Source organism: Streptomyces glaucus (assembly GCF_039533365.1).
In the GTDB taxonomy this organism is placed as follows: Bacteria; Actinomycetota; Actinomycetes; order Streptomycetales; family Streptomycetaceae; genus Streptomyces; species Streptomyces glaucus.
Map to the genome: position 1 here is coordinate 1 of NZ_BAAATK010000060.1, position 13836 is coordinate 13836.

10 protein-coding genes are annotated in these 13836 nt (G+C 73.8%); 5 read left to right on the plus strand and 5 right to left on the minus strand.

Translation table 11 applies throughout. The features are described from left to right. Nucleotides 1–43: 43 nt before the first annotated feature. Entirely contained in the window at nt 44–2647 is a 2604-nt protein-coding gene (gene pepN / locus ABD363_RS28890; protein WP_344608821.1) for an aminopeptidase N, read from the minus strand. 111 nt (nt 2648–2758) lie between these two features. Between pepN and ABD363_RS28895 the strand changes: the two genes are divergently transcribed. Further along, a complete protein-coding gene (locus ABD363_RS28895; protein WP_344608823.1) occupies nt 2759–3247 on the plus strand; it encodes a DUF1203 domain-containing protein in 489 nt (162 codons plus the stop codon). A 76-nt stretch (nt 3248–3323) separates the two neighbouring features. Here the strand turns inward: ABD363_RS28895 and ABD363_RS28900 are convergent, their stop codons facing one another. The 3 genes from ABD363_RS28900 to ABD363_RS28910 form a co-directional block, all read right to left on the minus strand. Then, nucleotides 3324–4343, minus strand: coding sequence for an aspartate-semialdehyde dehydrogenase (locus tag ABD363_RS28900; RefSeq protein WP_344608825.1), 1020 nt, complete (start codon nt 4341–4343; stop codon nt 3324–3326). A 342-nt stretch (nt 4344–4685) separates the two neighbouring features. After that, the gene (locus ABD363_RS28905; protein ID WP_344608827.1) at nt 4686–7982 is read right to left on the minus strand and encodes a S8 family serine peptidase; all 3297 of its coding nucleotides are present in this window, start codon (nt 7980–7982) and stop codon (nt 4686–4688) included. A gap of 259 nt (nt 7983–8241) precedes the next feature. Beyond that, nucleotides 8242–8784 carry a CGNR zinc finger domain-containing protein gene (locus tag ABD363_RS28910; RefSeq protein WP_344608829.1) on the minus strand — a complete coding sequence of 181 codons (543 nt, stop codon included), beginning with the start codon at nt 8782–8784 and terminating at the stop codon, nt 8242–8244. Nucleotides 8785–8894: 110 nt separating this feature from the next. On the opposite strand from ABD363_RS28910, the gene ABD363_RS28915 reads away from it, so the two are divergent. From ABD363_RS28915 to ABD363_RS28930, 4 genes are all read left to right on the plus strand, one after another. Next, entirely contained in the window at nt 8895–9338 is a 444-nt protein-coding gene (locus tag ABD363_RS28915) for a VOC family protein (protein ID WP_344608831.1), read from the plus strand. A 2-nt stretch (nt 9339–9340) separates the two neighbouring features. After that, entirely contained in the window at nt 9341–10225 is an 885-nt protein-coding gene (locus ABD363_RS28920) for a pyridoxamine 5'-phosphate oxidase family protein (protein WP_344608833.1), read from the plus strand. Nucleotides 10226–10252: 27 nt separating this feature from the next. Beyond that, nucleotides 10253–10720: an NUDIX hydrolase gene (locus tag ABD363_RS28925; protein ID WP_344608835.1), complete on the plus strand. Its 468-nt coding sequence runs from the start codon at nt 10253–10255 to the stop codon at nt 10718–10720. Nucleotides 10721–10930: 210 nt separating this feature from the next. Then, nucleotides 10931–12706 (plus strand): TIGR03767 family metallophosphoesterase, encoded by a 1776-nt coding sequence (locus ABD363_RS28930; RefSeq protein WP_344608837.1) that lies wholly within the window; start codon nt 10931–10933, stop codon nt 12704–12706. A 71-nt stretch (nt 12707–12777) separates the two neighbouring features. Here the strand turns inward: ABD363_RS28930 and ABD363_RS28935 are convergent, their stop codons facing one another. Continuing rightward, nucleotides 12778–13812 (minus strand): hypothetical protein, encoded by a 1035-nt coding sequence (locus ABD363_RS28935; RefSeq protein WP_344608839.1) that lies wholly within the window; start codon nt 13810–13812, stop codon nt 12778–12780. Between the last annotated feature and the right edge of the window lie 24 nt (nt 13813–13836).

Sequence of the window (13836 nt, forward strand, 5' to 3'; positions counted from 1 at the left end):
CCACCGGCGCCGCGCAGGCGGCCCCCGCCGCGGTACGGGCCGCCTACCGGGCCGCCGCGTCCGCCGCCTGGGCCCGCAGGGCGCGTTCCACGCCCGCGCGGGACTCCGAGACCAGGCGGCGCAGGGCCGCGTTCGGCTCGGCCGAGGCCAGCCAGGCGTCCGTCTTGGCCAGGGTCTCCTCGGAGACTTGGACCGACGGGTACAGGCCGACGGCGATCTGCTGGGCCATCTCGTGCGAGCGGGACTCCCAGATGTCCTTGACCACCTCGAAGTACCGGTCCGTGTACGGCGCCAGCAGCTCCCGCTGGTCGGTCTGGACGAAGCCCGCGATGACCGCCTCCTGCACGGCGTTGGGCAGCTGGTCGGACTCCACGACCGACGCCCACGCCCGGGCCTTGGCCTCCGGGGTGGGCCGGGCCGCGCGGGCCGTGGCCGCGTGGCGCTCGCCCGCCGCCGTCCGGTCCCGCTCGTACTCGGCGGCGATCTCCGCCTCGCCGAACCGGCCCACCGCCGCGAGCCGCTGCACGAACGCCCAGCGCAGCTCCGTGTCCACGACCAGGCCCTCGATGGACTGCGAGCCGTCCAGCAGGCCCTCCAGCAGCTGGAGCTGGTCCGGCGTGCGGGCCGTGGCCGCGAACGCCCGCGCCCACGCCAGCTGGTGGTCGCCGCCCGGCTCGGCGGTCCGCAGGTGGTCCAGCGCGGCGTCCGTCCAGCGGGCGAGCAGGCTCTCGCGGGCGGCGGGGTCGGCGTACAGGTCGACCGCCAGCTTCACCTGGCGCTGCAGCGACTGCACGACACCGATGTCGGACTCCTTGCCGATGCCCGACAGGACCAGGGAGAGGTAGTCGCGGGTGGCCAGCTCGGCGTCGCGGGTCATGTCCCAGGCCGACGCCCAGCACAGCGCGCGGGGCAGGGAGGACTCGAAGTCGCCGAGGTGCTCGGTGACGAAGGCCAGGGACCGCTCGTCCAGCCGGACCTTCGCGTACGACAGGTCGTCGTCGTTGAGCAGCACCACGTCCGGGCGGCGCCGGCCGGTCAGCTGCGGCACGGCGGTCAGCTCGCCGTCGACGTCCAGCTCGATCCGCTCGCGCCGCACCAGCCGGCCGCTCGCCCCGTCCAGGTCGTACAGGCCGATCGCGATGCGGTGCGGGCGCAGCGTCGGCTCGCCCTTGGCGCCGGCGGGCAGGGCCGGGGCCTCCTGGCGGACGGCGAAGGAGGTGATGGTCCCGTCCCCGTCGGTCTCGATCCGCGGGCGCAGGACGTTGATGCCCGCGGTCTCCAGCCACTTCCCCGACCAGGTCCTCAGGTCGCGCCCGGAGGTCTCCTCCAGGGCGCCCAGCAGGTCGGACAGGCGCGTGTTGCCGTACGCGTGGCGCTTGAAGTAGGTCTGCACGCCGCGGAAGAACGCGTCCTCGCCGACGTAGGCGACCAGCTGCTTGAGCACGGAGGCGCCCTTGGCGTACGTGATGCCGTCGAAGTTGACCAGCACGTCGTCCAGGTCGCGGATGTCCGCCATGATCGGGTGCGTGGAGGGCAGCTGGTCCTGCCGGTACGCCCAGGTCTTCATCGAGTTGGCGAACGTGGTCCACGCGTGCGGCCACTTCGAGCCGGGCGCGGCGGCCTGGCAGGCGATGGAGGTGTAGGTGGCGAACGACTCGTTCAGCCACAGGTCGTTCCACCACTCCATGGTGACCAGGTCGCCGAACCACATGTGGGCCAGCTCGTGCAGGATGGTCTCGGCCCGCACCTCGTACGCCGCGTCCGTGACCTTCGACCGGAACACGTACTGGTCGCGGATGGTCACCGCGCCCGCGTTCTCCATCGCGCCCGCGTTGAACTCCGGCACGAACAGCTGGTCGTACTTCTCGAACGGGTACGGGTGGTCGAACTTCTCCTGGAACCAGTCGAAGCCCTGCCGGGTCACCTCGAAGATCGCGTCCGAGTCGAGGTGCTCGGCGAGCGAGGGCCGGCAGTAGATGCCGAGCGGGACGGACCGGCCGTCCTTCTCGTACACGCTGTGCACGCTGTGGTACGGGCCGACGATCAGCGCCGTGACGTACGTCGAGATGCGCGGCGTCGGCGCGAAGACCCAGACGTTGTCCCGGGGTTCGGGGGTGGGCGAGTTGGAGATGACGGTCCAGCCCTCGGGCGCCCGCACGGTGAACTGGAAGGTCGCCTTCAGGTCCGGCTGCTCGAAGCTCGCGAAGACCCGGCGGGCGTCCGGCACCTCGAACTGGGTGTAGAGGTACACCTGGTCGTCGACCGGGTCGACGAACCGGTGCAGGCCCTCACCGGTGTTGGTGTAGGCGCAGTCGGCGACCACCCGGAGGACGTTGCGGCCCCGGAGCAGGCCGGGCAGGGCGATCCGGGAGTCCTTGAAGACCTCGGCGGGGTCGAGGGAGTCCCCGTTGAGGGTCACCTCGCGCACGGCCGGGGCCACCAGGTCGATGAAGGACTCGGCGCCGTCCTCGGCGACGTCGAAGCGCACGGTGGTCACGGACCGGAAGGTGCCGCTCCCGGCCTCGTCCGAGCGGGCGGTGCCCCCACCCTGCGCGCCGGAGAGGTCGAGATCGATCTCGTACGAGTCAACGGTGAGCAGCTTCGCCCGCTGCCGCGCCTCTTCGCGAGTCAGGTTTGTGCCAGGCACGCGGTCATCTCCTCGTCATGTGTCGGTCGCGTCATCCTTCCACGGGACCTGCGCCGACGCGATGTCCGGATCCCGCCGGTGACACGACCAGGTGAGCGCGAACCTGGAGCCATGACGGACTTCGCGACACCCCGCACCGCACGCCCGATCCCGCCGGCCGTACTGGAGGAACTGCGCGACCTGGACGACGCGGGCCGCCCGCCGGTCCCGGTCACCGACGACGAGGGCGGCGCCCCGCTGCGCTGCTGCCTGCGCCGCAGCCGACCGGGCGAGCGGATCGCCCTGGTCTCCTACGCCCCCCTGCGCCGCTGGGCGGCGGAGACGGGCGCCGACCCCGGCCCGTACGACGAACAGGGGCCGGTCTTCGTCCACGCGGAGCGGTGCGCGGGACCGGACGGCACGGACCTCCCCTTCACCAACAGCCACCGCGTCCTGCGGCGCTACGGTGCCGACGGCCGCATCCTGGGCGGCCGGCTGGCCGAGCGGCCGGAGGACTTCCCGGCCGCCCTCGCGCAGGCCTTTACCGACCCCCGGGTGGCGCTGGTGCACGTCCGGGCCGTGGAGTACGGCTGCTTCCTGTACGAGGTGCGGCGGGACTGACCGCGGACGCCCGCACGGACGCCGGGGCGGCCGCCCGCGCACGCGGACGGCCGCCCCGGGACGGGTGCCGGTCAGGTCACTTCGCGGTGAGCTCCCGCGCCACCAGCTCCGCGATCTGCACCGCGTTCAGCGCCGCGCCCTTGCGGAGGTTGTCGTTGGAGACGAACAGCGCCAGGCCGTTGTCCACCGTCTCGTCGCGGCGGATGCGGCCCACGTAGGACGGGTCCTTGCCGGCGGCCTGGAGCGGGGTGGGGATGTCGGTGAGGACGACGCCGGGGGCGCCGTCGAGCAGCTCGGTCGCGCGCTCGGGGCTGATCGGGCGGGCGAAGCGGGCGTTGACCTGGAGGGAGTGGCCGGAGAAGACCGGGACGCGCACGCAGGTGCCCGACACCTTCAGTCCGGGGATCTCCAGGATCTTGCGGGACTCGTGGCGCAGCTTCTGCTCCTCGTCGGTCTCGTTCAGGCCGTCGTCGACGAGGTTGCCCGCGAAGGGCAGCACGTTGAAGGCGATGGGGCGCTTGTAGACGCCGGGCTCGGGGAAGTCGACGGCCTCGCCGTCGTGGGTGAGCCGGTCGGCGTCGGCGACCACCTTCTGCACCTGGCCGTGCAGCTCGGCGACGCCCGCGAGGCCCGAGCCGGACACCGCCTGGTAGGTGGCGACGACCAGGGCTTGCAGGCCCGCCTCCGCGTGCAGCGGCTTCAGGACGGGCATCGCCGCCATCGTCGTGCAGTTCGGGTTGGCGATGATGCCCTTGGGGCGGTTCGCGATCGCGTGCGGGTTCACCTCGGAGACCACCAGCGGCACGTCCGGGTCGCGGCGCCAGGCCGAGGAGTTGTCGATCACGACCGCGCCCTGCGCGGCGACCTTCTCGGCCAGCGCCTTGGAGGTGGCGCCGCCCGCGGAGAACAGCACGATGTCCAGGCCGGTGTAGTCGGCGGTCGCCGCGTCCTCCACCGTCACGCCGTCCAGGTCCCGGCCGGCGGAGCGGGCCGAGGCGAACAGCCGCAGCTCCTCGACCGGGAAGGCGCGCTCGGTGAGGATCCTGCGCATGACCGTGCCGACCTGACCGGTGGCTCCGACGATTCCGACCCTCACGGCGACTCCCTCTACGTCTTTGGCTGCGTGCGTTCACGTGCGTGTTGCTCGGCCGAGGCCCTTCCATCATGCGGCCCACCCCGGCCCGCCTGTCCAATTCTTTGCCCCCGCCGTCCGGGGAGCGGGACGCGCCGGCCCGGACACCGCCCGCGGTCCTTCGGTCGCAACCCGCTCCGAACCACAGGAATTGGCCCGAACCGGGCCCGGCGCCGCAAGCTGTGCTGCCCCGCCCCGGCGCGCACGCCGGTGTGACGTACGCCTCGCCCGGGTCCCGCGCTCCGACGCGCGCATGAGAAAGGGGCGGGCGTCCGCCGACGCCCGCCCCTTCGGTGCCGTGCCGGACTACGGGACGACCTTCTCGATCAGCACGCTGCCGGTGCCCGCGACCGTGCCGCGCGCGTTCACCAGCCGGACCTGGCCGAAGAACTCACGGCCCTCCGGCGCGGCGGCCAGCGCCGTGACGCTGCCGGAGACCGACGCCGACCCGCCCGTGCCGAGCTTCACCGGCGCCGACTCGTCGACCGTGACCGTGCCGAGCGAGGCGGCGTAGAACAGGTCCCGGTAGTCGTAGGCGGTGGAGCCGGACGGCACCGAGTAGCCGACGACCTCGACGGTGTACGTCCCGGCGGCCGGGTCGGGCACGGAGACCGACTCCTCCGAGTCGCCGTCGGCCGAGCTGCCGACCTCGTCGCCGTCCGCGTCGTACACGGCCAGGTCCAGGTCGGCCGCCGCGTCCGAGACGCCGCCGATGGCGACGTCCAGCGAGGTCGCGCCCTCGGGCACCTCGATCGTGGTGGTCTGCGTGGCGCCGTGGGCGATGGTGGGACGGGTGTTCTTCGCGGAGCCGAGCGGGCCGCCGGCCAGCCTGCCGTCCAGGGCCGCGAAGCGGTTCGTCACCTTCCAGGAGGCGGCGACCGGCGTGCCGGCCTTCGCCTCGGGGACGGTCACGGTCTCCGGGTCGAAGTCCGCGCCGAGGACGGCGACGTCCAGCCGGTAGGGGTTGTCGAGCAGCGGCGAGGTGCGGCGCGACTCGACCTCGATCTCCCAGACGCCGGGCTGCGGGTCGGCGTACGCGCGCACGTCGGGCCGGCAGCCGTTGCCGTCGAGGTAGTTGTTGTAGCAGTACGGCGTGGAGGTGTTGTCGACCGGGACGCCGTAGGGGTGCAGGGCGACGAACCGGGTCTGGCTCTTGTCCTTCAGCCCGCCGATCGCCACCTCCAGCGTCTTCGCGCCCTCGGGCACGGTGACGAAGTACGACCGGACGCTGTTGCGCTGCACCGAGCCCGACGCGGAGAAGGTGTGCTTCAGCGGCGCCGCGACCACGACCGTGTTCAGGATCTGCTTGTCGGTCCCCTCGGTGCGCGGGTCGTCGACCTCCAGGATGGCGCTCTTCAGGCCCGCGGAGCCCGGCGCGGCCTGCACCTTGACGGTGACCGGCCGGTTCAGCGGCAGCCGCACCTCGTCGGAGCCGACGACGCGGAAGGTGCCGCCCGCGTTGTTCACCAGGCGCAGCTCGTGCCGGAGCGCCTTGTCCGCGCCGGACGTACGGGTGATCGTGATCTCGTACGTCTTCTTCTGCCCGGCCTTCAGGCCGCCCTCGCGGTCGTACAGGCCGGTGCCGTAGCCCGGGGTCTTCAGCCGCTGGTCGAGCGCGGTGTCGACCGGGGCCTTGACGGTGTAGGCGTGGGCCGTGGCGCCGTCCTCGATCGCCTCCCAGGCGTCGACGACGTCGATCAGGCCCGCGCCCTCCTCGTACGCCTGCACGCCCTTGATGTGGTCGGCGGTCGAGGTGAGCGCCGTGCGCAGGGTGGCCGGGGTGAGCTCGATGCCCTCGCGCTGGGCGGCGGACAGCAGCAGCGCGGCGGCGCCGGCCGCCTGCGGGGAGGCCATGGAGGTGCCCTGGAGCATCGAGTAGCCGGCCGGCAGCGAGTAGCCCGCCTCGGCGACCGGGCCGCCCGGCAGCCAGGTCTGGGTGGTGTTGACGGCGGCGCCGGGCGCGGTGAGCGTCGGGGCGAACCCGCCGTCCTCGCGCGGACCGCGCGAGGAGAACGGCATCATCGCGTACTTCTTCTCCACGACCGAGCCGTAGTTGGCGGCCCAGGTCTCCTTGGAGATGGACGCGCCGACCGAGATCACCTTGTCGGCGAGGGCCGGGTCGCCGATGGTGTTGGCGCCGGGGCCGGAGTTGCCCGCGGAGATCACCAGCTGGACGCCGTAGGTGTCGATGAGCCGCGTGTACAGCTCGGCGCGCGCGTTGTTGCCGTCGTTCAGCGTCGGCAGGCCGCCGATCGACATGTTGACGATGTCGACGCCGCGGTTGACGACGAGGTCGATCATGCCCTCGGTGAGCGCGACGTTGGTGCAGCCGCCGGTCCAGGTGCAGGCGCGGGAGGAGACCAGCTTCGCGCCCGGGGCGGCGCCGTTCATCTTCCCGCCGAACAGGCCGTTGGCGGCGGTGATGCCGGCGACGTGCGTGCCGTGCTCGGACTCGATGACGCCGATGTTGACGAAGTCGGCCGTCCGGCCGATCCAGTCGCCGCCGTAGGGGTCCATCGGCACGTCCTTGCGGATCTGCACGACGAACGGCTGGCGCTCGGCGACGTCGGTGGCCGGGTCGTCGGTGCCGAAGTACCCGATCTGGAAGCCGTCCTTGTACGGCTTCATCGGGGTGTCGTCACCGAAGTCGAAGTTGTTGTTCAGGTCGACGCGGACCGTGCCGGCCGCCGCGTCGTAGAGGACGCCCCAGGAGTCGGTGGTGTCGCCGTCGCGGTTGGCGTCGCCGGCGGCGTCACCGCCGGTGGTGTACGACTCCAGGAAGGTGCTGACCTGGTACGAGCCCGCCGGCGCCGTCCAGGTCCTCCCGCCGTAGGTGAAGGTGGGGCCGGAGACGGAGGTGACCATCGGCCGCCAGGTGCGGTCGCTGTCGACGATCGGGTCGGTCGCCGTCACCCAGTCGACGATCTTGCGCTCGCCGGTGGTGGTCTTCTGCAGCGCCGGGTGGCCGAGGTCCACGCCCGAGTCGAGGATGCCGATGGTGACGCCGCGGCCGTCCGCCTTCGGGTTCTTCTTCACGAAGTCGACGGCGCCCGTCTCGAAGGACGGGTTGTACGGGTTCTCGGCCGGGGTCTTGCGGCCCGGGGCGGGGTAGGCGGCGGAACCCGTGGCCGACTTCGGGGTGTCGGCGCTCGGGTCGTCCAGCGGGATCTCCTCGCGCAGGTCGATGCCGTGCACCGAGGAGAGCTTCACGGCGGAGGCGATGGCCGCGTCCGCCTTCGCGGTGGGGACGGTGGCGCGGACGTAGCCGAGCCGGTCGTGGGTGCGGCCCACCGCGCCGCCCCGGACCGCGTCCAGCTGCTCGGCGACCTGTTCGGTCTGCCCGGGCGCGGTGGCGATCATCAGCGTGACGTTCTTGTCGCCGTCGGCCTTGGCCTCGGCGAGCAGGTCCGCGTCGTCGGCGCCGAGCTTGGCGTGCGCGGACTTGACGTCGGTGTCGGCCGGTGCGGCGGCCGGGGCGTCGGCGGCGAGGGCCACGGGTATCGGCCCGGCCGCGCAGAGCGCGGCGACGATGCCCGCGGCCACGGCGGTGCGGGCCACGCGTCTCGCGCCCGGTATCGGGTCGCGCTGGGAGGTGAGGGTCATCGGCATCCCTTGGAAGGAAGGAACGAGCGGTGAACGACCGGTCCGATCAATCCTGGCCGTAGAGGTTCAGAAAGTGATCCCGGACGATCGCTCAGCCTTACGCAAGGGATGAATGTTTGGGGATAGTTGGCCGAATCGAAATAGATGTATGGGGAAAACCCGCTATGGGGCCGGGGGAGATGAGGCCCGAAGCGGACAAGTCGCCCACGGGCGACGTCCTCGGGGCCGCCCGTCCGTGGCGCCGGCGGACGTCCGTTCCTCAGGCGTCCTTCGTGCGGGCGTAGTGCCGGGACGCCTTCGCCCGGTTGCCGCACATCGCCATGGAGCACCAGCGGCGGGTGCCGTTCCGCGAGGTGTCGAAGAAGTGCAGGACGCACGACTCGTGGGCGCAGGCGCGGATCCGGTCGGGCGCGGTGGCCAGCAGCCGGAGGTAGTCGCGGGCGGCGAGCCAGGCGGGCCCCCATGAGGGATCGCGGAACTCGGGCACCTCGCCGGGCCCGTCGGCGGTGAGGGTGGCCCGGATCCGCCCGTGCGCGAGCACGGCGTCGACGCCCGCGGCCCCTTCGGCCGGGGGGCCGTCCACGGCCGCCCGCAGGGCGTCCCGCGCCCGGAGCAGATGCCGCAGCGTCGCCGCGTCGGCGGCGAACCGGCCGTCGAGCCCGTTGGCGCCGAGCCACACCGCCAGCCCGTCGGTGCCGGTGAGCAGGTCCTGCACGGCGCCCTCCCGCACCCACCGCGTGTTGAGCAGGTCGAGCGCGAGCGGCTCGCCGGTGAGCGGACGCGGGTCGCGGGCGGCGGACATGTGACGGCTCCCTTCCGTGCTAACCACTCAAGCGTACGTGACCGGTTGACTCCGTTCGTTTCTAACCCCTAATCTCATGAACAACGGTTAGACCGACCGAAGGAGCAGCCATGACCTTGCGCACCGGCCACATCGGCCTGAACGTCACCGACCTCGACCGCTCGCTCGCCTTCTACCGGGACGTCCTCGGCTTCGCCCCGATCGGCGAGGGCGAGGAGGAGGGCAGGCGGTACGCCTTCCTCGGGGACGGCGAGAGCCTGGTCCTCACGCTCTGGCAGCAGGCGGAGCGGCCGTACGACGGCGGGCGGGCCGGACTGCACCACCTCGCCCTCGAGGCGGACTCCGTCGAGCGGGTCGAGGAGTACGAGCGGGCGCTGCGCGCGTGGGGCGCGGACTTCGCGTACGAGGGCGTGGTCGCCCACCACGAGGGCGCGGCCTCCGGCGGGATCTTCTTCCACGACCCGGACGGCATCCGGCTGGAGATCTCCGTGCCGAGCGGCGCCGAGGGCGCCCCGGCGCCGAGCCGGACCGCCCCGGCCTGCGGGTTCTTCTAGAGATGGGCGTCTACCACGCCGGCTCGCGTGCGGTGCAGGACCGCGTCGGGGTCCGCGATCTCGCCGATCACGTGGGCCGCTCGATCGGACAGGCCATCAGGCCCGTCGCCGCCGCCTTCCTGGAACTCCAGCCGCTGCTGGTGCTCGGCGCCGCCGACCCGGCCACGGGCCGGGTGTGGGCCTCCCCGCTCACCGGCGCCCCCGGTTTCGCCCGCGCCACGGGCCCGCGGCGGCTGTCGGTCGCCGCGGGCGTGGAGCCCGCCGATCCCCTCGCGGCGGCCCTGGCCACCGAGGGGACCCACGTCGGCACCCTCGCCCTCGACCCGCGCACCCGGCGCCGGATGCGCCTCAACGGCCGGCTGCGGCCCACCGCCCGCGGCTTCACCGTCGAGGCCGGCCAGGTGTTCTCCAACTGCCCCAAGCACCTCCAGCGGCGGCGGTCGTACGAGACGGTCGCCCGCACCCCCGGACCGCGGCGCCGGACCGGGGAACTGACCCCAGCCCAGCGGGAGTTCGTCGAAGCGGCCGACACCTTCTTCGTGGCCACCGTCCACGGCCACGGCGCCGACGTCAGCCATCGCGGCGGCAACCCCGGCTTCGTCCGCGCCGCCTCGCCCCGCGAGCTGAGCTGGCGGGACTACCCGGGCAACGCCATGTTCCTCACCCTCGGCAACCTCGCGGCCGACCCGCGCGCCGGCCTGCTCTTCCTGGACTGGACGACGGGCGCCGTCCTCCAGCTCACCGGCGAGGCCCGCACGGAGTTCGCCCCCGGCGGGGAGCGCCGGGTCCGCTTCACGGTGACGGAGGCCGTCGAGACCCCGTCGGCGGTGCCGCTGCGCTGGTCCGCGCCCGAATACTCGCCTGCCAATCCCGACCCGGAGGGGTAACGTCCCCGTGTGCGAAGGAGTTTGAGGGTGGCGGCCTACGCCCTGTGCGTCCGCGGAGGACAGCTGCTGCTCGCCCGCTCCCCGGCCGACGACGGCACACCGGAGTGGGTCCTGCCGGGCGGCGGGATGGAGCACGGCGAGGATCCGTACGACACCGTGGTGCGCGAGGTGGCGGAGGAGACCGGGTACCGCGTCGAGGTCACCGCCCTGCTCGGCGTGGACTCCTCCCGCCGCCTCCTGCCCCGCCGCTTCGGCCGGGCCGTCGACCACCACGGCGTACGCCTCCTGTACGAGGTCCGGGTCACCGGCGGGGAACTCCGCCACGAGATCGGCGGATCCACCGACATGGCCGCCTGGCACCCCCTGGAGGAGGTGCCCGCCCTCACCCGGGTCCCGCTCGTCGACACCGGCCTGCGGCTGTGGCGCGAGCGCCCGGCGCCCGGGCGGGCCGGGACGGAACCCGGCGGGAACCAGCCCCCTTACCCGGAAAGATGAACACGGCGTGACCGCTCCCGGGCGGACCGGCGAGCGTCCCGGAACGCGCGGGGTGGCCCGAGATCCACGTACGGTGATCGGCGCTGCGCGTTGCCGCCGCGTTCACGCACGGGTCACCCCCGGTGCCAACGATCCAGTGGGAGCGGGACGTTCGCGGCAGCGAGCCCCCGCGACCACTGCCGACGCGTCCGCACTCGGGGAGAGAAGCGCATGTCGCGCACACGTTCCGCCGCCGGCTCCGCTCTCGGGGTCCACCGCCGATCCGTCCTCGCCGCCACCGGCGCGGTCGCCCTCTCCGCGGGAGCCGGCTACGCGCTGCGCCCCAGCGACAGCCGGGCCGCCACCGGCGCCGCCACGGCGGCCGGGGCCGGCTCCGGCGAGGCCGCGACCGCCTCCTCCCGCCTGGCGCCGGCCGCGCCGCTCGCCCCGTACACCCAGGGCACCACCCTCGCCGCCGTCGCCGCCCCGCGCGGGCGCACCGGCTACCGCCGGCTCGGCACCGGCGCCGGCTGGCCGCGCGTGGTGCGCGACGACCTGGCGGCGCCCCGCGCCGGCCGCGCCGACCGCCGTACCGCGCTCGCCGCGTTCGTCCAGCTCACCGACCTGCACCTGATCGACGTCCAGCACCCGCTGCGGCTGGAGTACCTGCGCTCCACCGACGTGCACGCCTGGCGGCCGCAGGAGGCGCTGACCGTGCACGGCGCGATCGCGCTGGTGGAGCGGATCAACGCGCTGCGGGGCGCCCCCGTCACCGGCGCCCCGCTGCACTTCGCCATGACCACCGGCGACAACACGGACAACAACGCGCGCTCCGAGCTGGAGTGGTTCCTGACGGTCATGAGCGGCGGCCGGATCACCCCCAACACCGGCGACCCGCGGCAGTACGAGGGCGTGCAGAACAGCGGCCTGAAGCTGTACTGGCAGCCCGGCGCGGCCGTCCGCGACGCCGACAAGCAGCTCGGCTTCCCGCGGCTCGACGGCTTCCTCGACGCCGCGATCCGCGAGGTGCGCAGTCCCGGCCTCAACCTGCCCTGGTACTCCACCGTCGGCAACCACGACGCCATGCCGCTGGGCTGCTACGCCTCGCACGGCGACTCCCGCCTCACCGAGCTCGCCGTCGGCGGCCGGAAACTGATGAGCCTGTCCGCCGCCGAGGCCAGGAAGCTCCAGGACGCCCTCAAGAACGACCGGGACCCCAAGGGCGCCCTCTACCGCGACTTCCTCGAGGCCCACGCCCGCGCCATGCGCGGCGTCACCCCGGACGAGCGGCGCGCCCCCTTCACCCCCGCCGAGTACCTGGAGGCCCACCTCGACCCCGCCTACACCGGCCCCGGCCCGGTCGGCCACGGCTACTCCACCGCCAACGTCGACGCGGGCACCCAGTACTACGCCTTCCGCATCGCCGACGACGTGATCGGCATCAGCCTGGACACCACCGACCCCGGCGGCCACTACAACGGCTCCGTCGGCGACGCCCAGCTGCGCTGGCTGGACCGCACCCTGCGGCAGAACGAGGACGCCCACGCCGTCGTCTTCAGCCACCACACCAGCAGGACGATGACCAACACCCGCCCCGACCCGGCCCGCCCGGACGAGGCCCGCCGCACCGGACAGGACGTGCTGAACGTCCTCGGCAGCCACCGCAACGTGCTCGCCTGGGTGAACGGCCACATCCACCGCAACGCCGTCACCCCGCACGCCCGCCCCGACGGCCGCTCCTTCTGGGAGATCTCCACCGCCTCCCACGTCGACCACCCGCAGCTCGCCCGCGTCATCGAGCTGACCGACAACAAGGACGGCACCCTGTCGGTCTTCACCACGCTCGTGGAGTCCTCGGCCCCGCACCGCACGGACTTCTCCGACCTCTCCCAGACCGGCCTCGCGGCCCTCTACCGCGAGCTGTCCCTGAACGCCCCCGGGGCACGCACCGACCTGGCCGGCGACCCGGGCGACCGCAACACCGAGCTGGTCCTGAGGAAGGGCTGACCACCCGGTCGTGCCGAGGCCGGCCGCCGGACGACCCGGCGGCCCCTCCCCCTCCCGAGGCCGGCCCGGCGCTACCGGGGCAGCACCACGACGTACGCGGCCGGCTCCCGGTCGCCCGACGCCATCAGCGCCGTACGGACCACCACGGCCTGCTGCTCCAGGGAGTCCCGGAGCTTGCGCGGCGTGACGTGGACGACCGTGATCCCCAGCCGCTCCAGGCGCTCGCGCTTGCGCGTGTGCTCCGACCACAGCGCGTCGCCCTCCTGCCGGTGCGTGCGCGTGTCGAGGTCCACCGCCACCGCCTGCCGCGGCCAGTAGGCGTCCAGACCGCCGAGGTGCGGGCCGTCGGGCAGGCGCAGGTCGACGTTCCACACCGGGTCCGGCAGGCCGTACTCGCGCACCATCCGGTACAGGCGGTCCTCCGCGAGCGCCCGGCCCTCGGCCAGCAGGGAGTCCACCGCGTCCACCACGTGCGGCCGGCTCAGCAGCCGCGCCCGGTTCAGCTCCCGGACCACGGCCGCCGGTTCGCAGTGCCCGCCGCGCACCGCCTCCGCCAGCAGCCGGTGCACCACGTCCGCGTCCTGAAGCCCCGCCACCGCGTCGGCCAGGGCCCGCGGGACCGGCGCCACCGGCAGGCCCGAGATCTGCTCGGGGACGGGCAGGTCGGCCGTGCGCGCGATCCGCGCGCAGCCCGTCGAGCGCAGCCGGCGCACGGGGGGCACCAGGACGTCGACGGCGTCCAGCGACGGCAGCGGGGGAGCGGAGGCGAAGCCGTGCAGGGCCAGCGCGGCCAGGCCGGTGATCACCGCCTCCGGCCGGGCGGGCGCCGCCTCGTCCGCGCCGGGCTGGGCGGGGACCGCGGCGGCCCGGTCCCGCGCCGCGTACAGCAGCACCGCCTGCAGCCGCTCCTCGCCGGTCGGCGGGCCGGGGTGGAGCAGGACGACGCCCGGCAGGAGCCGCTGCCAGGGGCCGCCGGGGCGGCACCGCGCGTTCGCCTCGGCGGCCGGGACACCGTGCGCCCGCAGCCGGGCGAGCGTCATGACGCGACGCGGGTCGTCGGACAGCGGGCGCAGGGGGCGGGGGGAGAGCGGGGTGTCGTGGTTCATGCCTCGGGGTTTCCCGCGCCCGAT